The following is a 19811-nucleotide window of genomic DNA, read 5'->3' on the forward strand; positions in this document are numbered from 1 at the left end:
TGGACAGGGACCAACCTGCCCCTGACCTCACTGTTTGTAGTTAACCCGCCAGAAATCCTGCCAACCCTCGCGCTTATCGAGGTCGTCGGCCGCTGTCGCCGGGTCGAAAGCCATCAGTTCTCCGAGGTGCTTGCCGACCCCTGAAGGCTCGTTAACCGGAAGGCCAATCGTGGAATTGCCGGAAATTTTGCCATCTGCCGTCTGTGGGGCGATGCCCTCCTCTGTCATCAGATAGCGAACGAAGAGTTTGGCGGCATTCGGGCTCTTGGTCTTGGCCGCGATCAGGCCAAAACCGGGATAGAGAAAGCCGGTGAACGGTTGGACACCCGAGCACAGTCCAAGTTTCAGGCCCTTGGATACGTTGTCGCGATATTTCGCCGTCGAAGTGATCACGAAGAATGGATCAACCTGGCCTGGCGCACCGGCCGCTTCCGCAACGGTGGAGGAATCGGTCAGGAGCGGTGCGTTTTCGGCAAATGCCTTGACCCAAGCTGCGGTCGCCGTCTGACTGCCGGTATCGAGCTTTTTGCCATAAAGCGCCTCATAGGCCGCCGCCACCTCAGCATCGTGGTGGGTCTCGATCTGATTGAACCAGTCGGCATAGTGCGGCTTGTCGAACAGGTCGAGCATGGCAAGCTTGCCCTTCCACTCCGGCTCCGTCAGCTGCCAGATATTGGTGACCGGGCACTTCTCGTACTTCTCCGTATTGTAGGTGAAGACATGCGGATCGGAGACCACCACCAGGGGATCGCGCAGCTTCTCGTCGATATCGCCCACAAGATCCGGCGGCATCCAGCTGGTGACGATGCCCTGGGGAAGAAGTTCGCCCATCGCAGAGGCGACGTCGGTCGCAACGCTGACGTCGCCCACAACATTGTCAGCCTGAAATTCGCGGGTCATAAGCTCGATCTGGGTGGCCTGGTTCACCTTCTTGCCGCTGGCCTGAACCCCATACTTGGCCGTAAAAGCCTGAGCCGTATCGACGATCTTGCCGGTGACGGCATAGACGGTGATCGGCGGCTCCTTCTTCGCAGCCTCAATCAATGCTTCGAGATTGAATGCGTCTTCAGCATGCCCGCTGCTGCCAAAGGCTGCAGAAAGCGTCAGCGCAAAGGCGCAAACGGCTGTCGCATGCCGATAGGTCTTGGTCCGCGTTGTCCTGGTCATCATGTTTGCTCCCGATAGCTTTTTCATTTTTGGTAGTTCATCCGCCAGAAGTCCTGCCAGTCCTCGCGCGCGTCCCAATCGTCAAGGGCAGTGGCCATACTGTAGGGCATCACCTGGTCGAGGGCGGAACCGATGCCGGACGGCTCGTTGGCCGGCAGCTTGACGTCGCTGTTCGTCGACATCTTTCCATCTGCCGCCTGCGGCGCGATCCCCTCCTCCGTCATGACATAATGGATGAAAAGCTTGGCCGCGTTCGGGCTGTCCGTCCCTTTGGTGATCAGCCCCACACCGGGATAGAGCCAGCCGAGCCAAGGCTTGAGATCCTTGCAAAGGCCAAGTTTCATGCCCTTCTCAGCATTGTCGCGAAACTTGGCGGAACTCATCAACCCCATGAAGGGCTCGGTCTGTCCGGGGGCGCCAACGGCTTCAGCTGCTGCCGCATCTGCATCGGTCAACAGAGGAGCATTGGCCGCCAGGGCCTTGATCCAGGCGGCTGTGGCGCTCTTCTCGCCCGTCTCCAGATCCTTGCCGTAGAAGTCCTTGTAGGCAGCAGCGACCTTGTCGTCACCGTGGCTCGCCATCTGATTGAACCAGTCCACATAGGATGCCTTGCCGAGCGGATCCTGCATGGCCACCTTGCCCTTCCACTTCGGCTCGGTCAGCTCCCAGATGTTGCTGACAGGGCACTTATCGAACAGCTCCGTATTGTAAGCCCAGACATTGGCGCTGTTCACGACGGTGAGCGGTGACTGATATTCAGCCGGGATCTTGTCGGCCAGATCCGACGGCAGCCAACTCTCGGCGAACCCCTGGGGAATGAGCTGAGCCATCGCCGCCGGCGCGTCGCTGATGATCGACACATCACCCTGGATGTTGTTGGCGCGGGCCTCGCGGATGATCATCTCGAGCTGTGCGGTCGCCTTGACCTTTGAGCCCTCAGCAGCAAGTCCGTATTTCGCGGCGAAGTTCTGCGCCATGTCGACGATCTTGCCGGTGCTGTCATAGACAGTGATCGGCTTTTCCGCCTTGGCCGCTTCAATCAAGGCATCGAGGTTGAAAGGCTCCTCCGCCTGTACAGTGCCTCCAAGCGTGGTCAAAAGCGCGGCCGTCACCAATAGCCGGCCCATGCCGTTTTTTGTTTCATGCGTCATACTGCTCCTCCTCCAGCAAACGTTTGGAACCCGTTGAATTCAGTTTCGGTTGTCCATTAGGATCGTGTCAGCTTCGCTGATCCGCTTCCCCTGCACATCGAAAACATGAATGGCGTCAGGTGGCGCGTGCACGAAGACCCGTTCGCCACTGTCGATGCGCGGCAATGCGTGGGTCGTGAGGAAGAGCGTGTGATTCTTGCTCTTCAATTCCAGGATCCAGCTTCCACCGGTTGGCAGCACGCCCGTGACCGTCATTTCGGCACTGAAACTGTTTTGTGGCACGCCTTCCCTGCTCGTCGCGTAGCTCATGGCTTCGGGCCGCAGGCCAACCGAACCTATTCCCCGCAATTGCGAAAACTTCGTCGATAAATAAGCTTCTGCCTGATCGGCAATGTCCGAGGCGCCCGGCTTGCCGAAGTTCAGGATGTTGATGGGCGGGCTGCCGACGAATTCCGCAACAAACCGGTTGGCCGGCCGATCATAGATGTCGTTGGGCGTCCCCATCTGCTGCAGGGTTCCCTCGTTCATCACGGCAATCGTGGTGGCCAGGGTCATGGCCTCCCACTGGTCGTGGGTTACGAAGACGATCGTGGTCTTGAATTCATGGTGAAGCCGCTTGAGCTCTGCCCGCATTTCCAGACGCAGACGTGCATCGAGATTCGACAAGGGCTCATCGAGCAAAAGTACACCCGGATTGACCGCCAGCATACGGGCAAGCGCCACGCGTTGCTGCTGGCCTCCGGACAGCTGCGAAGGATAACGGTCGCGGTATTTGGCAATATCGAGGGCCTGCATGACGCGATCGACACGAGCCTCGCGCTCGACTTTGGGCAGGTTGCGCAACCGCAGGCCGAAATCCGTATTGCGTTCGATGGTGAGATGAGGCCAAAGCGCATAGCTCTGAAACACAAGTCCCATTTCCCGCTTTTCCGGCGGCACGAAGATTCCTTCTCGCACGGAATCAACGACCCGGTTACCGACCTTGATCTCTCCTCCGGAAAGGTTTTCCAGGCCGGCAATCATTCGCAGCGTGGTAGTCTTGCCGCAGCCGGAGGGACCAAGCAGACACATGAATTCTCCATCGCGGATTTCCAGGTCGAGATCGGCAACGGCATTCGCGGCAGCGACACCATAATTCTTCTGTGCACCCCGTAGGTTGATGGTAGGCATCAGCTTCCAAGTCCTTCTGCAAGATTTGTGCGGGTGAGCTTCTGGGCCAGCAGCGTGCCGAAATAGGCAATCGCAGCGATAATCAGCACCACGGCATTGGCAGCCTGAGTGTAGTGATAGTCGACCAGTCGCAGAGAAAAGGTAGTCAGGACGTCCGTGCTCGGCACCGCCAGGATCACGAACAGGCTAAGGCCCTTGATGCCCGAGATGAACGGCAACAACACGCCGGTGACCAGCGAGCCCTTCTGGATCGGGATCACGATGGAGACCATGCGACGGAACCAGCCGGCTCCGGCAATCTGTGCGGCCTCTTCCGGATCTTTGCCCAGCTGCGTCATGGCCGAGATACCCGCCCGCGATGCATAAGGCATCTGATCGGCAATGAGTGCCAGTATCAGGATCATCACCGTGCCATAGAGTGCGGGCACGGGGCCGCGGGGAACCGCAAACAGCGAAAGGTAAGCGGCGGCGAACGCGATTCCCGGAACGAGATAGGGCAGGAATGTCACCTGACGGAGATAAACCGAAAGGCTACGGACCGGAGTACGGATGACAACATAACCGACAAGCAGACCGAGGACACCCGAGACCAGGGACGCAAAGCCAACGATCATCAGCGTGTTCTTAGCCGCAGCCCAGAGATCCGGGCTAAGAAGGATTCCGGTTTTCAGGGCAACCGTATGAAGGTCTGTGCCGATCCAGTAATCGAGAGTGAAATTGTCGAGCGTAAACCGCGCTGGCACTTTCATGACTGTCGAGAGGGCGAGCGTCAGCAGCGGCATGCCGACGCTCAGAATGAAGACCGCTGCGGCAAAGCCGGTCGCCGGAAGGCGCAGCTTTCCAAGACGGTTTTGACGGTTCATCGAACCCTTGGAGCCTATGGTCACGAAACGCCGTGCCTCACGGACCAGTCGCGCATCGATCATTAGCGTAATGATCCCGATCAGCATGATCGAGGCTGCCACGACACCTGCGACACCGGTCTGGCGTGAAGCGATGCTGCGAAACAGCGAGGTTGACAGCACCTCGAACTTCACAGGCAAGCCGAGCACGTAGGGCACACCGAATTCGCCTAAGCATTTCGCGAAGATCAGTACCATTGACGACATGAGCGCCGGCCGCATCAACGGCATGATGATCTGGATTGCGACCTGGTAGCGGCGTGCCCCGAGAATGCGGGCGGAGTCCTCAAGCTGGCTATCAAAACGGCGCAGCGCAGAGCCAAACAGCAGGATCACGAAGGGGGTGTAGTGCAGGGCCAGAATGATGATGATCGGAACGCGCCCATAGGCGAGCCAGTCCGGTGGCGTCAGGCCGATGGCCTCGAACCAACCCGGTTGACCGCCGACGGTTCGGTTCTTAAACAACGTCGTCCACGCAAGTGCAAAGGTCCAGGCGGGCAGCATGTAGGGCACGATCAGTGCGGTCGCGAACCAGCGACGGCCGAACATATCGGTCCGGCTAATCAGCCAGGCAAGAATGGTACCGATCACCAGCGACAGCGCTATCGCGCCGAAGGCAACTGTCAGGGTGTTCAGGAGAGGTCGCCAGAACAGATCGGTTGCCACAGGCGAGAAAAACGCGCGATCCATGTAGTAGAATGTGAGAGCCCCCACATCTTTGCCCAGACGGCGCTCATGGCCAAACTGCACCATGACGGAATCCAACACAATTGAGATGATTGGCACAACGATCAAGTAGGTAAACAGCAAGGCGATGAGAATGCCGATCAATGTGGTCGGCTCGCGCATTGCGACCTTCAGGCGATATCGCCAGGCCTGCCACGCTGAAGGCGCGCTGGACACCTCATGCCCCAGCGGTCTTTCCGCATTGGTTGCTTCACTTAGAAGAGCCATGTTTCCTCCACCGGCCATCCACCGCAAGGTCCCCAACCGGAAGACACACGAATGCTTTCTCGCTTGGGCTGCAAACAATCAGCCACCAGCGCATAGCCTTCTGCGATGTATTCAATCCTCCCGACGGGTTTCCCGACCCGCCATACCTGCGTGAACGCCCAGAGGCGCCCCCTGTCGCGGACTCGGTGGAATTCGTCCCCTTTGATCCCGCGATAGAGTGGATGATCAATCGTATGCGGCGCTTTGTCAATCATAAATTTGCACACGCGGTCATTATTTTATCTTGTTGTTTCTACGCTATTTTATTGGATATCTTACCACCATTTATGCACGCGCGATCATTGTCGATGTTGATTTGAAGGCGTGATTGGCCACAGGCACAGCGCTGCTGCTCGAACAGGCGCTCTTCTCTGCAGGAGCAATCGCGACGATCCGAAGTTTTCTCGCATCAGTTCAGCATTCAGACATTTTTGGGATTGGAATATTGTGGACTTTATGGCCAGTGGTGCGACAAGAATGGTAAAGGGAAGACGATGGCTAGAGGGTTCGTGACGGCGGAAGAAGTGGCACGACGTGCCGGCGTCTCGCGTTCGGCGGTGTCACGAACATTTACGCCCGGCGGCAGTGTGTCCAAGGCCGTACGCAAGAAGGTGCTCAAAGCAGCACAGGAGCTGGGTTACCGGGTCAACCGCTTGGCGCAAGGGCTGAACAATGATCGCTCGAACCTGATTGGTGTGGTGGGAGCCAATCTCAGTTCGCCGTTCATCTCCAAACAGCTCGATGCTTTGAGCCTCGGACTTCTTAGACGCGGCTCACAGTGTCTATTGCTAAATGCGGCGGACGCACGCAAGGATATCGCGCCGCTCATCGAACTCCTATTCGAATTTCGTGCTCAGGCAATCGTTGTTCTGTCCGGGGAACCACCGGCATCGATCATCGATGAATGCATCGCCAACGGCGTGCGTCTGGTCCTGATCAACCAGAGCATGGACCGGACTGACACCAACATCGTTCTGAGCGACGACTCCCACGGCGCCGATCTTGCGGCGCTGCGCTTGCGGGCAGCAAAATGCCAAAAAGTCGCCGTTGTCACCAGCGGCAGCCAGACACCGGCACAGATGCGACGGGCCAATGCCTTCACAAAACGCATGATTGCGGAAGATATCGAGGTTGTTTCCTGGTCGGACGGGCCAACCAATTACGAGACAGGATACCGGGCCGGCTGCGAGCTGTTGAAGGACAATGGGATCGATGGCGCCTTCTGCGTCACCGATCTTCTGGCACTGGGCTTTTTGGACGCTGCCCGGCTGGAAATGAACCGCCGCGTACCGCAGGATCTCTCTATTGTCGGTTTCGACGATATCCCCCAGGCAAGCTGGAAAAGCTACCAGTTGACCACCATTGCACAGTCATTCGAGGCACTGACGGAAAAGGTGCTTGCGGCTCTCGACAGCAACGAACCGGAAACGAGGCTACAAGTGGTTCCCGTCAACATGGTTGAGCGGACCACCGCCCGTTAGGCCCGATGCCCTCTCCTATTGAAACACAATCAATGCCAGCGTGTTCACTGCTCAACTCATGGGACGTCAGCTCAGCTCCGGATGCGGCTGTCATTCAAAAGGCCGCTGTCACTGAGGATGGGAAGCGCAACCGACGCGATATGGGCATTGATCCTTTTCAGGTCACGCAGCAGATCGAGATGCAGTGAGCTGGTCTGGATGCTGTCCGAGCGCCCATCGCGCAAGCGCTGCAGGTGACGTGCTGCCGACTGTTTTTCCAAGCGCCGCACGTCTTCCTTCACTTCCACGAGACGACGAGCCAGCTCGCAATTCTTCGTGGAGAACACTGACTGGGCCATGCGCAGATTTTCGAGCGTGATCGCGAACAGCCGCTGCAGTTCGTCCTGGCCGTCCTTCGAGAACTCAAGACCCAGAGCCACCTTCTTCGCAATTTCCGGTCGGATGCCCTTCTCGATAATGTCGCCAATGTGCTCCAGATTGATGGCGTACTCCACGATATCCATCGATCGGCGATAGTCCTGTTCGCTCAAGTCCTGCTGCCCGATCTTGGAAACGAAGACCTTAATTTCATGTTGAATACGGTCGACGCGCCCTTCTAGTGCACTGATATTGCTCAACTGTGAGACGTCGTTGCCACGCATGGCGTCGGAAGCCTGACGCAGCATGCTCTCGATCAGATCGCCAACCAGCATGACCTCGCGACTGGCACCCACCAGCGCGGCGACCGGTTGATCCAGATCGTGGATGTCGAGAAAGCTGCGTTGGTCAGCCCGCGGCTTCAGATCGGGCAGGATCGCAGCGGTCAGCTTCAATAGGAGTGGAGCGAGCGGCCAGGCAATGAGCACGACAGCAATATTGAAGAGAAGATGGGCGTCAACGGCCAGCTGCTGATGTGAAAAATAGGGAAGCTCGAGCACCTGTGCTGCAGAGCCAGCTAGCGGCATCGCAAGTGCGCAACCAACGGCCCGGATGATGAGGTTGCCAAGCGTGACGCGCCGAGCCGCAATCGAGGCTTTCATCGTGGCCAGGACCGGTGGGACAGCGCCACCCAGGTTTGCGCCAAGAACCAGTACGATCACCAAACTGGAATCGATGCCGCCGCTTGCCGCCAGCGACAGGATCAACACGACCACGGCTAGGCTTGAGGAAGCAAGTACGGCAAGGCCCGCAGAGAACAGGAGCGCGACGGGCCAGGCGTCACCCAGCATGGTGATGAACAGATTGAGCGCTGGAGACTGGCGGATCGGATCGGTCGCGGCCGACAAGAGATGCAACGACAAGAGCATCAGTCCAACGCCAACCAGCGCCGTTCCAGCTCCCTGTTTTGCCGTAGATGCCGTCCGCAACAGGACAACGCCGCCGAGGATGAGCAAAGGAGATAGCCAGCCAAGTCCAAACGCGACGATCCAGGCTGTGATCGCAGTACCGACATTGGCGCCAAGCATAACGATTTGCGCCATGGCCGGCACAATCATATCCCTCTCGACAAAAGAGGCGACCATAAGGGCCGTCGCCGTGGAGCTTTGCAATGCAATTGTTGCGAGAAAGCCTGCGACAAGCGATCTGGGGCCGCTCCGCGTCCCGACGGCGAGGCCGGATCGCAACCTTGGACCGAACGCGCGCGTCATCCCCTCCTTGATCTGGCGAAGACCGAAAAGAAGCAGAGCGACAGCACCGAACAGGTTGATGCTGACTATGACAGATTCCATCCACTCACCTCATGGTCAGTCATGCCGGCACGGCATCGCCTTGCGTCGACATGCGAAGCGTCAGACTTGGAGAACCGCCCTCGGCGCGATCGAGAAAAAGCCCGAGAGCAGCGAAGAAAATTCCGAGAAAGCTTTGAATTGAGCCGTCATGCCTGGTCGCGTCGCGAGCGAAGTTTGAAGCCAATAACCGATAGAGCGTGAGCCTCTGCGGCTCGATATGCGGCAAAGCAAGCCAGGCCCCCTGCCGCAGGCAATACCAGTCGGTGATCAAGTCCAGCATGGAAAGCTCTGCCGCGCCCTCATAGTCGCTGCTCTTCTCATCCTTTGTCGCAAGGAATTGGGCAATCACATCGAGCACGGTTTTGTCGCGGATCACGTCGACAATTCTCGCAGGCCACTCCTTGACGAAATATCGATGGCGCACGAGCGCTCGCTTATGCTGCTTCAGGAAATCCCCGTAATGGAGCACATTGAAAGCCGGGTCTCGGGCCTCCCCGCTGATTTCGGCTTCCCGCAGATAGCCCTGCGTCAATCGCTTATCGATCGGCAGACCGGACATCTCCACGGTGTCCACCTGAATGTTTTCGCCCGAGGCACGTACAACCTTGAAAGCCGGAGGAAAAGCGACGAGTGACGGGACAGCAATGTTAACCATGGGGCTCTGCTCTGTCCCCCGCTGCGACAGGCCTTCGACGTGCAGGTGTCCGCTGAAGTGAACCGTGACGCCGGCAGCGACCAGAGCGTCTTCCACGGCCTTGACGGGCGTACGACGGACGACATTGGTTTCGCCGAACAACAAGCTCTCGGCTCGGCTCGATCCATCGAAGGGGTCGAGCGCCGGATAATGCGAGAAGGCGAGCAATGTCTTTCCCTGTTGTCTGGCCCTTTGGCTCACATCGGTAATCCAGTCGAGAACGAAGCGCTTTGCGCGTAGCATCGCATTCCAGCCTCCGGAGGTACTGTCGATAAAGGCCGCCTCTTCCCCTTCGACGAAATTGCCATCCAGAGGCTCAAACACGTTCGCGTCGATCATTAGAAGCCAAAGCCCGGAGACAGGCTCCACGAGATAGGACGCATCCATCAGCCGGTAACGATTGCCGCCGTCGGGCGAAACAACCCGGTACCTCCGGTCTGCGTCAACATCGCTCGCACCGAAAGGCGTTTCCCAATGCAGATAGTGGGGGCGTCGGAAATAGCCGAATTCTGCCATCGGCGTCAGCCCAACTGGATAACCCTCGCAGTACATCCCTTCGCTGAAGACGACATCGTCACCGCCCCGTGCCGCATCGCTGGTCACTGATAACGGTCTCCCCTCGGTCGCGAGAAACTCCTTCGTATGATGCCTCCCCTGGGGACCGAAGACATCGTGATTGCCCGGCAAGGCATAGAAGGCCGTACCATGCGACTGCGAATGCGCCGTCAAAATCTGTCTGAGGCTATCCGTGGTGGCTCGCTGACCGTCATCCGTGTAGTCCCCAAGCAGCACGACATGGCGAATGCCGCGTTCGGCCACCTGATCGAGCGCCGCAAGCAACGCGCCGGCGCTTTCGTTGAAGACGCGCGTGGACTGGCGTGTATCCGACCAGCTGCGCATCGTCAGCCGTTCTCCATCGACCTCGACACCGGCAAAGCCGAAATCCGCCTTGGTGTCATGGAAGTGGGCGTCAGCGATGACCGCGATCTCTAAGGAGGCATGCAACGAGATGTTCAAACCGACCTCCGGCCCTCGACAAGATCGATCCACTCAGACGCACGCCGGGCGGCTTCATAGAGACTCGGCTTCGGCGCCTCAAACCACTCATCGGACCTCAGCTCTCGCTTCTCACGGATAACGGTGACGGCATCATCCAAGGTCGGATAGCGATCCGGCTGTTGCTTGTGCAAGAACAGCGCTACCAGAGACACGGACCTGCTGCGACCGCTGCGGCAGTTGACAAGGATGTTGCCGCCATCGGCGAAAGGATAGGTCGCCCTCTTTGGCATCGCCTGACGCAGCGCGCCGTCAAGAATGTAGTAGGCCCCCAGCATCATCGTGTCGGGGCTGCCTTCTCCGTCAATTAGACCGAGCTTGTAGTAGCGAATATCGCCGTAGCCGGTGGCGCGCCAATCACCCTCGTCAACGCCTCCCCTCACGAGATTGATGTCGAGGTTGACGGCACAGTTCACCACGGTGGTGATGCCATGGGCCCGCAGCAATCCGATGTCCCTGGCCCCATCGCTGCCACCAATATAAAGCGTTGACTTGTATGGGCCGAGATCTTCCGCAATGTTGCTGATTGCGGGCCGAGCATAAACCGGTCCATCCATGGTGAAGCTCTCCTCTTAACAACTGAACGCCATAGCGCGTTCGCGGTTGATCAAGCGACCGAAGTCACCCTGCGTTCTCTTGTCCCATCAACGACGGCATCGACTGCGGCCAACGGGATTTCCGATGCGCTGCTGACACCGGCAGAAATGCCCTTGGCAGCAGCCAGGACGGGCCCACCTTCGCGCAGGCTACCGATTTCCAGGAATGGGCAGACATCGCCGCCCGCCTCGCTGACCAGCAACAGACCGGCAAGGCAATCCCAGGAATTCATGTGCAACTCTATATAGCCGTCGGAGCGGCCATCGGCGACATAGGCAAGAGCAAGCGCCCCAGAACCACCGCGTCGAACGTTGGTCCCCATGTCGAGCAGATTTTTCACGACACCAAGATAGACATCGTTTGCAACACGCGTCGACCAACCCATTTCGATGGAAGCGGAATCGAAGCGGAGCGTTGCCGCAGTGGAAATCGCCTTGCCATTCAGCGTCGCGCCGTGCCCGCGACGGGCGAAATAGAGTTCGTCAAGCGCTGGATTGTAAATAGCGCCGATCTCCGTGCGACCATTTTCAACATAGGCGATTGAGATGCAGAAATGCGGTATCCCGCGTGCAAAATTCGCCGTGCCGTCGACCGGATCAACGACCCAGACCTTCGAGCCAATCTCACCGCCGCCCTCTTCTCCAAACACTGTGTCCTGCGGAAAATTAGCTTGTATCGTTGCGCGAATATGCGCTTCGGACGCAGCATCGGTTTCGGTCAGAAAGTCCTGCGGCCCCTTCATTGAAAAGCTGCGGGTGGCCGTACTGCGAAAGCCCTCTATCACCAATTTTCCGGCCGAGCGGATGACCGCACGGCAGAGGTCGGCGCGAGCCTCAAGCGCATCGGCGCATTGGAAATCTTCCATGAAACCACCATAAAATCGACTTGAACACGCGTTCACATTTGCACGCGTGTGCATAACTTGCAAGACGTTATTTTATTGATGCGAACCCAATATCAGCGGCGGGTGGCTTCACAGTTCACTCGACCTCCCGGCAGGTCACATATGGCTTTTACAAACCGGCGACGAAGACAGGGCGCGTCCCCATAAGCGGCGTTCATGCAGCGAGTGGTTTGTGATTCAATCCCCCTGAAGGGAGACTGTCATGCGCCGTCACGAACTGAGCGACGAAGAATGAGCCGTCATTGAGCCGCTGCTTCCAACCAACATCCGTGGATGTGAAGCGTGTCGATGATCGCCGGGTTATAAATGGTATCCTTTGGCGGTTTAGGACAGGTTCGTCCTGGCGAGATGAGCCTGAGCGTCATGGCGCGCGCACAACGCGCTATAATCGTTTCTCCCGCTAACGAAGGTCTGTGTCTGGGATTGGCTTCTTGACCCTGTTTCAAAGCGTTATGCAGGTGACATCGTGATGATTCATTCCTCCTGCGTTCGTGTTCACCAGCACGGTGCCAACGCTAAAAAGGGGGCTCTACCAATCCTTGCATGGGACGTTCCCGTGGCGGCTTGACTACGAAAATCCATGCGCTCGGCGATGCCGCCAGTTCGGCTGGAGTTGACGGCAAGACAGGTCCCCGATGCATCGATACGGCCCGGCAGTTTGCCGAAGCAACGAAAATACTCGGCTAATATAGCCGCCAAGAGCAACCGCAAACAGACCTTCAGCGTCCGCCGCTGGATCTATCTCCAGCGAAACCATGGCGAGCGTTTCTTCAATTGAATCAGATAGATGCGCGGCATTGCCACACGATATAACCACCACGCCGACTGCTGCCTCGCAGCGCTCAAACTCGCAGCAACCAGAATATGGATCGCATCATTTAACGAGTCCGCGCTCTAGTTAAGGTTTTGCCGCGGGACGAGGTGCTGCCCTTGCGTCGCCAGCGTCAAAATATATCGCCGCGTCTATTTTGATCTTGGTGAAATAAGAGCCAAAAAACTGCAATACCCTGTCAACGTGCTGGAAAGCCAATAGGAATCCGTAACGCCGGGAACTCCAAGGGCGTCGGGGTTTAGTCGAGCATCGTCTTGATCGTCGCGGTTGGGAGGAACATCCGCGTCGTATTTGTTGGCAGAGGCTGTAAGCCGTAATCATTGTATAGGTTCACTCGTGTTTCGGTCCGCTGTGCATCTCCGCAATCCAGGACATCGAGCGTTACGATCGCGGTACCGATGTCATCAGAGATACGCACTATTCGCGTTAAGCAGTCGATCGGCTGGTCCCCGCCGTATCTACTGCCAGCGAATTTCAAATCGCGACCGATCATTGAGATGTAGGCCGCAAGAATTGACCCATTCCGGGCCGGTCGCACGCGAACCGTTTCGGAAGCTTGGTGTAGTCAACAGCGTGGCTGTTGATGCGTAGAAGCCCAGCGCAGGGCCTCCTCTTGCGTCATCACGAAACACGAAGATTGTCGCTCTTCTAAAGCTTGTTTGCTGATTTTCATTAGCCTACCAAGATCAACCTCCCGACGAACTGTCGTCCTCTACGTTCCGATGCAAAAACGGCACAGCAGCTTCGCGCTCCCATTTCTTTCATCAGAGTCGTCTCCGACGACTTCCGAAAGCTAACCCAGTTCTCGATCAACTCTGGGAGAGATTAGCTAGGTTGAGACTCTGTCTTTCCGGAAATTTAGGTCCAAGCCGATTGACCACCTGTGCCAAAGCTAGCGCTTGCCTTCCTTTATCAGAGTATCAATTGCTTGGACCGCGGTAGCATAACCAGCTGCACCAAGCCCCGCCATCACTGCCGTTGCGGTCATCGAAACATGAGACCGGTGATAGATCGGCTCACGGCGGTGGATATTGCTGATGTGGAATTCGATGATGGGCCCTGGAAACATTTTCAGGGCGTCGAGAAGGGCAAGCGACGTGAAGGTGAAAGCGGCGGGATTGATGATAATGCCAGCGGCTTCGTCGATAGCTTCGTGAACCAGATCGATCAGTCGCTCCTCGCTGTTGGTCTGATGAAAGACGACGGGGCGTGAACCTGCCGCCGCATTGCAGAGTGCCTCCACTTCCGCAAGCGTTGTACTGCCGTAAATTTCCGGTTCGCGCTTGCCGAGCCGGTTCAGGTTGGGGCCGTTCAGGATATAGATCGGTTTCACGCGATGGGCCTCCTCAACCCTGGTAGCCGAACATGCGCGGCAGCCACAGAACAAGGTCCGGAACGAAAGTGATGATCAGCAGAGATACCAACATCCACAGAATGAAAGGCGCGGCATCCCGGACGATCGCCTTCATCGGCGCACCCGAAATCTTGGCAACGATGAAGAGCAGCAGGCCATAGGGCGGTGTGACGAGGCCAAGCATGATATTGACGACGACCACCACGCCGAAATGCACCAGATCGATGCCGAGCGCCTGGGCCGTCGGGATGAAGACCGGCACGATGATCAGCAGGATCGCGGTCCCTTCCAGCATGCATCCGAAGAGCAGCAGCATGACATTGACGAAGATCAGGAAGCCGGTGGGACTCAGGTCCCAGCCCATCATGACGCCGCGCAGCTGATCTGGAATATTCTCGAGCGTGACGACGTAGTTAAAGACCAGCGAGCCGGCGATCAGCATGCCGATGGAGGTTGTCGTCTTCGCGCTTTTCGACAAGGCAGCGTAAAAGCGGCTTGGCGAGATAGAGCGATAGACGACCGTAGAGACCAGCAGGGCGTAGAAGGCGGCGATCGCGGCGGCCTCGGTGGGCGTCGTAATGCCGCTATAGATGCAGCCGAGCAGGATCACCGGCATCAGCAACGCCGGGAGCGCACGCCAGGTGATGAGCGGTACATCTTTCAGCGGAACCGCCTCCTCGACCGGAAAGCCGCGCCTGCGCGCCGTGATGACGATCTGCAAGGCCTGCAGGCTTGCCATCAGCAGCCCCGGGACCATGCCGGCCAGGAACAGGTAGCCGATCGAAGCATCTGAGACGAGTGCATAGATGACCATCGGGATTGACGGCGGGATGATCGGCCCGATCACGGAGGTCACAGCCGTCAGTGCCGCTGCAAAGCTCGACGGATAGCGACCATTCTTGGTCATCATCGCATGCATCAGGCCGCCGGTGCCTGCTGCATCGGCAATGGCCGATCCCGACATGCCGGCAAAGATAATGCTCTGCACGACATTGACCAGCGCCAGCCCACCCCGGAACCGACCGACGATCAGGTTGCAGAAACTCAGCAACCGCTCGGTCATCGAACCGATGTTCATGAACTCAGCGGCCAGCACGAAAAGAGGAACGGCGAGGATCACGTAGTTCGAATACATGCCGTTCAGGAACTGCTCGGCCACTGTCCCAAGGTCAAGGCCCATCATCCACAGATAGAGGATCGAGCCGACCATCATGGATAGGCCGATCGGCATACCGACGAGCGCGAGCACAGTGATGAGAATGAGAGACGAGGCAAAGGGACTGGGAAGCATCAGGTCTGGTCCCGTGTCAGATATCATAATCGTCGGGCGCACCGCGGATCGCCTGTACGCCGAGCCAGACGTAACGGACAATCATCGCGACCGCGAAGACGACATAGATGGAATAGAGATAATCGAAGCGAATCTTCATATAGGCGGTCTTCTCAACGGCCATGAAGGTGACGTAGTCGATCACAGCCGGCAGCGAGAGACCGAACAGGACGACAAGCCCGATCGATGAAATGACCTGCATGGCACGTCGCGTGCGTCCTCGGGCAGAGGCCCACAGCAGGTCGAAACGGATCTCATCGACTTCCCGCACCACGAAGGCCGAGCCGAACAGCACGATCCAGATCCACAGCACCACACTGAGCTCATTGGTCCAACCGACCGAAAGGTTCAGGGCATAGCGGAACAGGATTTGCAGCAGAAAGGCGACGAACATCGCCAGCAGCATCAGCGAGAGAATGTTCTCTGCCCGCCGGCGCAGGAAACCGCCAATCGTGCGGAAGATATTTGCCATAAAAGCCTCCGTTGGAGCAGCCGACCGCCATCAGGGGCGGACGGCCGCATCCCACTGATCAGATAGCGGCGACCTTTTCCAGAACGCCGTCCGGCCAGGATTTGGCAAGATCAGAGCTCAGATACTTGTCCTGGGCAAACTTGCGGAATGCATCAGTGTCCGGCGTGTAGATATCGAGTCCAGCAGCCTTGAACTCATCCACGAGCGACTGCTCCTGTGCGAGGTGCTGTTCCTGGCTCCACGCCATGGCCTTGTCGGCGGCGGCCTGGAACGATGCCTGGCTGCCCGTGTCCATCGCGTTCCAGGCTTCGCTGGAAATCGTCAGCAGGTCGTAGCCCACGAGGTGCGACGTCATGACGATCTGCGACATCACTTCGTAGAACTTCATGTTCTTGACGTTCGGCAGGGGGTTGTCCTGACCGTCGATCGCGCCGGTCTGCAGACCGGTATAGACTTCGGCATAGGCCATCGGCACCGGATTGGCGCCGAGCGCCTCACCAAGGAACTGCCAGGCATCGCCGCCGGGCATGCGCAACTTGATGCCGGCAAGATCTTCAGGCGTATTGATTTTCTTGTTCGGCTTCAGGCCAACCTGGCGGGCACCGAAATAGGTCGGTCCGAGCACGCGTACCTTCAGCTGGTCCTCGGCCATCTTCTTGAACTCGGCGCCGAGATCGCTTGCAAAGAACGTGGTCACATGGGCCGCATCGCGGAACAGGTAGGCCGAGGTCAGCACCGACCATTCGGGGATCTGCTTGGAAATGTCCTGAGGGGCGATATTGCCCATCTGCAGGTTGCCACGCTGGAGTGCGACGAGTTCGGTGCCCTGCTTGAACAGCGTGCCGCCGTAAAAGGGCTGCAGATTGAACGAGCCCGAAATATCCTCGGCGAACATCTTCATCATGTTGGCGCGGATGTCCTGCTCCGAGAACACCGCCGAGAATTTCAGATCAGTCTTAGACTGCGCAAATGCCGGCAGCGGCAAGGTTACAGCAGCGACGGCGCCACCGAGAAAGTGACGTCGGGTCAAATCGAATGTCATTGGGTTTCCTCCTCCAATTACCGGCCTGTCTCAACCTGCGTGACCGGCCCTCCACCTGTCTTCGGCTTTCCTCCGAATTGCCGATAGTCAATATTGTACGAAATAGTTCGTTTATGTCAATTGCCAGTCATCGTCGAAAAGCTCGCAATCAATAATATCTGGTATTTTTCATTTCACCATATATTTTAAACGCGCAATGGGAGAATGCCGCAAATGTTGAAGAACCTGTCTCAGGAGACTGTCGGAGAGATCGCCTTTCGCTGCATCCGAGACGATATCGTCGGTGGCGAGCTTGCCCCTGGCAGCAAGTTGAAGCTGGATTGGGCAAAGGAACGGTACGGGATCAGTGTTTCCACCCTGCGGGAGATCCTGTGCCGGCTGACTGCTGAAAGCCTCGTTGTCGCGGAAGGACAACGGGGCTTTTTCGTGAGCGCGGTTTCACGCCGGGAACTGGCAGAACTCGCGGAGTTGCGCATCCTGCTTGAAGGTCACGCAATGGAAAGCGCCTTTGCAAATGGCGACCTTGAATGGGAAGCGCGCCTTGTTGCCGCTCACCATAAGCTCAGTGCGATCGAGCGCGCGCTGCTCGAGCGTGCAGCTGTCGGACGCACGGTCGATTGGGTGCGCTATGACTGGGAGTTTCACAAGGCTCTGGTGACAGATGGCGAATATGGACCCTTGATGGCCATGCTCTCATCCGTCTTCGACCGGTTTCTGCGCTATCATCTTCTTGAGCGCAGTTTCCGCGGCAGGGCGGTAGCCGACGATCACCGCCGCCTTTTCGAACTGGCCCTCGAGCGCAACGCTCCCGCAGCCAAGGCCATGCTCGCCACCCATGTGCGAAACGGCGTCGATCATGTACTGGCCAGCGGTCGCATTCCATGAATGCAGCCGCTGGCTGTTGGCGCTCTAGATGTGGAACCTCAACAGGTTGTCTCGGGGCAGGCCGAGGCGACTGATTGGTGTTTTTGATTTTAGTGCGCCGTGAGGGCGATGCCAATTGTACATGTGGGTCCAGTTTGGCAGATGCGTTTTCCGGATTGCTGACGAGGGATAGGCTCGTGCATACGCCCACTCCCGCAAGGCGGTCTGAATGAAGCGTTCGGCCTTGCCGTTGGTTTTTGGCGTATAGGGTCTGGTTCGAATGTGCTTCAGGCCAAGCGCCTTGCAGGCCTTGGCAAACTCCTTGGCGACATAGCAGGACCCGTTGTCGGTCATCACGCGCGTGACCGTGACGCCAAGACTTTCATAATAGGCAACGGCAGCTTTGAGGAAGGCGATGGCGCTGACGGCTTTTTCATCCGGGAAGATGTCTGTGAAAGCGATGCGCGAGGCATCGTCGATGCAGACATGGACATATTCCCAGCCGACACCGCGCGAGTTGCTCTGCTTGGTCCTGTCGCCTGTGATCCTGTGGCCGACACGATCGAAACGGCCAAGGCGCTTGATGTCGAGATGGATCAGGCCGCCCGGTTCGGCATATTCGTAGCGGACCACAGGTTCGGCTGGATCGATATCCTTCATCCGGGATAGACCAGCCCGCCTGAGAACGCGGCTGACGGTAGCAGGAGACACGCCGGTTTCCATGGCGATGTGCTTGCCGGTCAGACGTTGTCTACGAAGATAGAGGATACGTTCGACAACACTTCCGTCCGTCTGTCGCGGGCTACTGGCGGGACGCGACGAACGATCCATCATTGCCGCCAGGCCCGATGCCTTGAAGCGTTCCGTCCAGCGAGAAACGATTTTCGGTGAAACACGATAGACCCGCGCGGCCTGCGCTTTCGACAGCCTGCCGCCAAGAACAGCGGCAGCCATTTCTTCTCGACGGAGCGGCGTCAGTCGGGCATTCTTGTGGATGTTCATTCGGAGCGATCCTGGAGGTCTGAGGTGTGGTAACTCCAGTCTCCTAAATCCGCTCCGAATGGACAACCTCCTGAAAGCTCACAACTAGAGTGCGTTTATCCGCTCCAGCATGCCTTCGGGCCAGGATTGCGATAAGGGTGACTGCAGATACTGCTCCTGAGCATAAGTGCGGAACGCATCGACGTCCGGCGTGTAGACCTTGAGACCCTGCTGCTTGAAGAATTCGACAAGCTCGGCCTCCTGCTTGCGATATTCCGCTGTGCTCCAGGCAAAGGCCTTCGTTGCCAATTCGCGCATGCGAGCTTGCTCGGTTGGCGGCAGGGCGTCGAAGACTTTCGATGAAACCAGAAGAAGACCGAAGCCGACATTGTGGCTTGTCAGCACGATCTGATTGGTGACTTCGTAGAACTTCATCAACTTGTCGTTCGGCAACGGGTTGTCCTGAGCATCGATGGCGCCGGTCTGCAGTCCGGTATAGACCTCGGCATAGTCCATGGCCACGGGATTGGCGCCGATGGATCGTCCAAGGAATTGCCAGCTCTCGCCGCCGGGCATACGCAGCTTCACTCCGGAGAGGTCGGCAGGCGTCTTGATCTCCTTGTCGCCCTTCAAATTGAGCTCTCGCGTGCCGTAATAAGCTGGCGCCAGAACCTCCACCTTCAGTTTCTCCCTGGCGATCCGGCGGAACTCCTCGCCCACGTCGCTCTCGAAGATCCGGGCAAGATGGTCGGCATCTCGCACGACATAGGCTGCCCCGAGAATATCGAATTCCGGGGCCTGCTTGGCAAAGTCGGAAGGAGGCAGAAGCGCCATGTCGAGGTTGCCGCGCTGGACTGCGACAAGTTCGGTACCCTGGCGGAATAGCGTAGAGTTGAAATAGGGCGTGAAGGTATAGTCTGGGCCAAGCTCCTTGGCGAATATGTCGACCAGTGCCTGGGAACGCGGCGCGTCGGCCGTGGTCACATCGGCAAAGCGCAGCGCCGTCTGAGCCTGAGCGATCGTCGGCATTGCACCCGCCGCCCCGATCATCACACTTGCGGCCAACAAGTTACGTCTCGTCATTAAGGTCATGGGTACTCATCCAGTTCCAT

16 protein-coding genes and 1 pseudogene are annotated in these 19811 nt (G+C 57.8%); 3 read left to right on the forward strand and 14 right to left on the reverse strand.

The window, feature by feature from the left end; translation table 11 throughout:
- Positions 1 to 27: 27 nt before the first annotated feature.
- The 4 genes from ACWPM9_RS21760 to ACWPM9_RS21775 are packed head-to-tail and all read right to left on the reverse strand — an operon-like array spanning position 28 to position 5344.
- Complete coding sequence (locus tag ACWPM9_RS21760) at positions 28 to 1167, reverse strand: ABC transporter substrate-binding protein (RefSeq protein ID WP_484757998.1); 1140 nt, start codon at positions 1165 to 1167, stop codon at positions 28 to 30.
- A 23-nt stretch (positions 1168 to 1190) separates the two neighbouring features.
- Positions 1191 to 2318: an ABC transporter substrate-binding protein gene (locus tag ACWPM9_RS21765; RefSeq protein ID WP_484757952.1), complete on the reverse strand. Its 1128-nt coding sequence runs from the start codon at positions 2316 to 2318 to the stop codon at positions 1191 to 1193.
- A 39-nt stretch (positions 2319 to 2357) separates the two neighbouring features.
- Positions 2358 to 3488: an ABC transporter ATP-binding protein gene (locus tag ACWPM9_RS21770; protein WP_484757953.1), complete on the reverse strand. Its 1131-nt coding sequence runs from the start codon at positions 3486 to 3488 to the stop codon at positions 2358 to 2360.
- On the reverse strand, positions 3488 to 5344 hold the full coding sequence (locus ACWPM9_RS21775) for an ABC transporter permease (protein WP_484757954.1): 1857 nt from the start codon (positions 5342 to 5344) through the stop codon (positions 3488 to 3490). Before ACWPM9_RS21775 ends, ACWPM9_RS21770 begins: the two co-directional genes overlap by 1 nt.
- 533 nt (positions 5345 to 5877) lie before the next feature.
- Here ACWPM9_RS21775 and ACWPM9_RS21780 point away from each other — a divergent pair.
- A complete protein-coding gene (locus ACWPM9_RS21780) occupies positions 5878 to 6864 on the forward strand; it encodes a LacI family DNA-binding transcriptional regulator (protein ID WP_484757955.1) in 987 nt (328 codons plus the stop codon).
- 71 nt (positions 6865 to 6935) lie between these two features.
- Here the strand turns inward: ACWPM9_RS21780 and ACWPM9_RS21785 are convergent, their stop codons facing one another.
- From ACWPM9_RS21785 to ACWPM9_RS21800, 4 genes are read right to left on the reverse strand one after another with little or no spacing between them, the layout of a single operon-like run.
- The gene (locus ACWPM9_RS21785) at positions 6936 to 8573 is read right to left on the reverse strand and encodes a Na/Pi cotransporter family protein (RefSeq protein WP_484757956.1); all 1638 of its coding nucleotides are present in this window, start codon (positions 8571 to 8573) and stop codon (positions 6936 to 6938) included.
- Between the two features lie 19 nt (positions 8574 to 8592).
- Positions 8593 to 10278 carry a metallophosphoesterase family protein gene (locus tag ACWPM9_RS21790; protein WP_484757999.1) on the reverse strand — a complete coding sequence of 562 codons (1686 nt, stop codon included), beginning with the start codon at positions 10276 to 10278 and terminating at the stop codon, positions 8593 to 8595.
- 2 nt (positions 10279 to 10280) lie between these two features.
- Complete coding sequence (locus ACWPM9_RS21795; protein WP_484757957.1) at positions 10281 to 10880, reverse strand: dual specificity protein phosphatase family protein; 600 nt, start codon at positions 10878 to 10880, stop codon at positions 10281 to 10283.
- 50 nt (positions 10881 to 10930) lie between these two features.
- Positions 10931 to 11785: an inositol monophosphatase family protein gene (locus ACWPM9_RS21800; protein ID WP_484757958.1), complete on the reverse strand. Its 855-nt coding sequence runs from the start codon at positions 11783 to 11785 to the stop codon at positions 10931 to 10933.
- Between the two features lie 280 nt (positions 11786 to 12065).
- Here ACWPM9_RS21800 and ACWPM9_RS21805 point away from each other — a divergent pair.
- Positions 12066 to 12722, forward strand: a pseudogene (locus tag ACWPM9_RS21805) (transposase).
- A gap of 826 nt (positions 12723 to 13548) precedes the next feature.
- Here the strand turns inward: ACWPM9_RS21805 and ACWPM9_RS21810 are convergent.
- From ACWPM9_RS21810 to dctP (ACWPM9_RS21825), 4 genes are read right to left on the reverse strand one after another with little or no spacing between them, the layout of a single operon-like run.
- Positions 13549 to 13989, reverse strand: a complete 441-nt coding sequence (locus ACWPM9_RS21810) for a type II 3-dehydroquinate dehydratase (RefSeq protein WP_484757959.1) — start codon at positions 13987 to 13989, stop codon at positions 13549 to 13551.
- Between the two features lie 13 nt (positions 13990 to 14002).
- The gene (locus ACWPM9_RS21815) at positions 14003 to 15304 is read right to left on the reverse strand and encodes a TRAP transporter large permease (RefSeq protein ID WP_484758000.1); all 1302 of its coding nucleotides are present in this window, start codon (positions 15302 to 15304) and stop codon (positions 14003 to 14005) included.
- 13 nt (positions 15305 to 15317) lie between these two features.
- Positions 15318 to 15812, reverse strand: a complete 495-nt coding sequence (locus ACWPM9_RS21820) for a TRAP transporter small permease (RefSeq protein ID WP_484757960.1) — start codon at positions 15810 to 15812, stop codon at positions 15318 to 15320.
- A gap of 58 nt (positions 15813 to 15870) precedes the next feature.
- Positions 15871 to 16854, reverse strand: a complete 984-nt coding sequence (gene dctP / locus ACWPM9_RS21825; RefSeq protein ID WP_484757961.1) for a TRAP transporter substrate-binding protein DctP — start codon at positions 16852 to 16854, stop codon at positions 15871 to 15873.
- A gap of 213 nt (positions 16855 to 17067) precedes the next feature.
- Between dctP (ACWPM9_RS21825) and ACWPM9_RS21830 the strand changes: the two genes are divergently transcribed.
- Positions 17068 to 17739: a GntR family transcriptional regulator gene (locus tag ACWPM9_RS21830; RefSeq protein WP_484757962.1), complete on the forward strand. Its 672-nt coding sequence runs from the start codon at positions 17068 to 17070 to the stop codon at positions 17737 to 17739.
- A gap of 24 nt (positions 17740 to 17763) precedes the next feature.
- On the opposite strand, the gene ACWPM9_RS21835 is transcribed toward ACWPM9_RS21830, so the two are convergent.
- The gene (locus tag ACWPM9_RS21835) at positions 17764 to 18720 is read right to left on the reverse strand and encodes an IS481 family transposase (protein ID WP_484755507.1); all 957 of its coding nucleotides are present in this window, start codon (positions 18718 to 18720) and stop codon (positions 17764 to 17766) included.
- A gap of 84 nt (positions 18721 to 18804) precedes the next feature.
- Entirely contained in the window at positions 18805 to 19791 is a 987-nt protein-coding gene (gene dctP / locus ACWPM9_RS21840) for a TRAP transporter substrate-binding protein DctP (RefSeq protein ID WP_484757963.1), read from the reverse strand.
- Positions 19792 to 19811: the final 20 nt, after the last annotated feature.

The sequence above is a fragment of the Agrobacterium sp. H141 genome (genome assembly GCF_057158725.1).

Coding starts and splice junctions, on each gene's coding strand:
- ACWPM9_RS21760 (WP_484757998.1), bottom strand. CDS start 1,167: ATGACCAGGACAACGCGGACCAAGACCTATCGGCATGCGACAGCCGTT.
- ACWPM9_RS21765 (WP_484757952.1), bottom strand. CDS start 2,318: ATGACGCATGAAACAAAAAACGGCATGGGCCGGCTATTGGTGACGGCC.
- ACWPM9_RS21770 (WP_484757953.1), bottom strand. CDS start 3,488: ATGCCTACCATCAACCTACGGGGTGCACAGAAGAATTATGGTGTCGCT.
- ACWPM9_RS21775 (WP_484757954.1), bottom strand. CDS start 5,344: ATGGCTCTTCTAAGTGAAGCAACCAATGCGGAAAGACCGCTGGGGCAT.
- ACWPM9_RS21780 (WP_484757955.1), top strand. CDS start 5,878: ATGGCTAGAGGGTTCGTGACGGCGGAAGAAGTGGCACGACGTGCCGGC.
- ACWPM9_RS21785 (WP_484757956.1), bottom strand. CDS start 8,573: ATGGAATCTGTCATAGTCAGCATCAACCTGTTCGGTGCTGTCGCTCTG.
- ACWPM9_RS21795 (WP_484757957.1), bottom strand. CDS start 10,880: ATGGATGGACCGGTTTATGCTCGGCCCGCAATCAGCAACATTGCGGAA.
- ACWPM9_RS21800 (WP_484757958.1), bottom strand. CDS start 11,785: ATGGAAGATTTCCAATGCGCCGATGCGCTTGAGGCTCGCGCCGACCTC.
- ACWPM9_RS21820 (WP_484757960.1), bottom strand. CDS start 15,812: ATGGCAAATATCTTCCGCACGATTGGCGGTTTCCTGCGCCGGCGGGCA.
- dctP (WP_484757961.1), bottom strand. CDS start 16,854: ATGACATTCGATTTGACCCGACGTCACTTTCTCGGTGGCGCCGTCGCT.
- ACWPM9_RS21830 (WP_484757962.1), top strand. CDS start 17,068: ATGTTGAAGAACCTGTCTCAGGAGACTGTCGGAGAGATCGCCTTTCGC.
- ACWPM9_RS21835 (WP_484755507.1), bottom strand. CDS start 18,720: ATGAACATCCACAAGAATGCCCGACTGACGCCGCTCCGTCGAGAAGAA.
- dctP (WP_484757963.1), bottom strand. CDS start 19,791: ATGACCTTAATGACGAGACGTAACTTGTTGGCCGCAAGTGTGATGATC.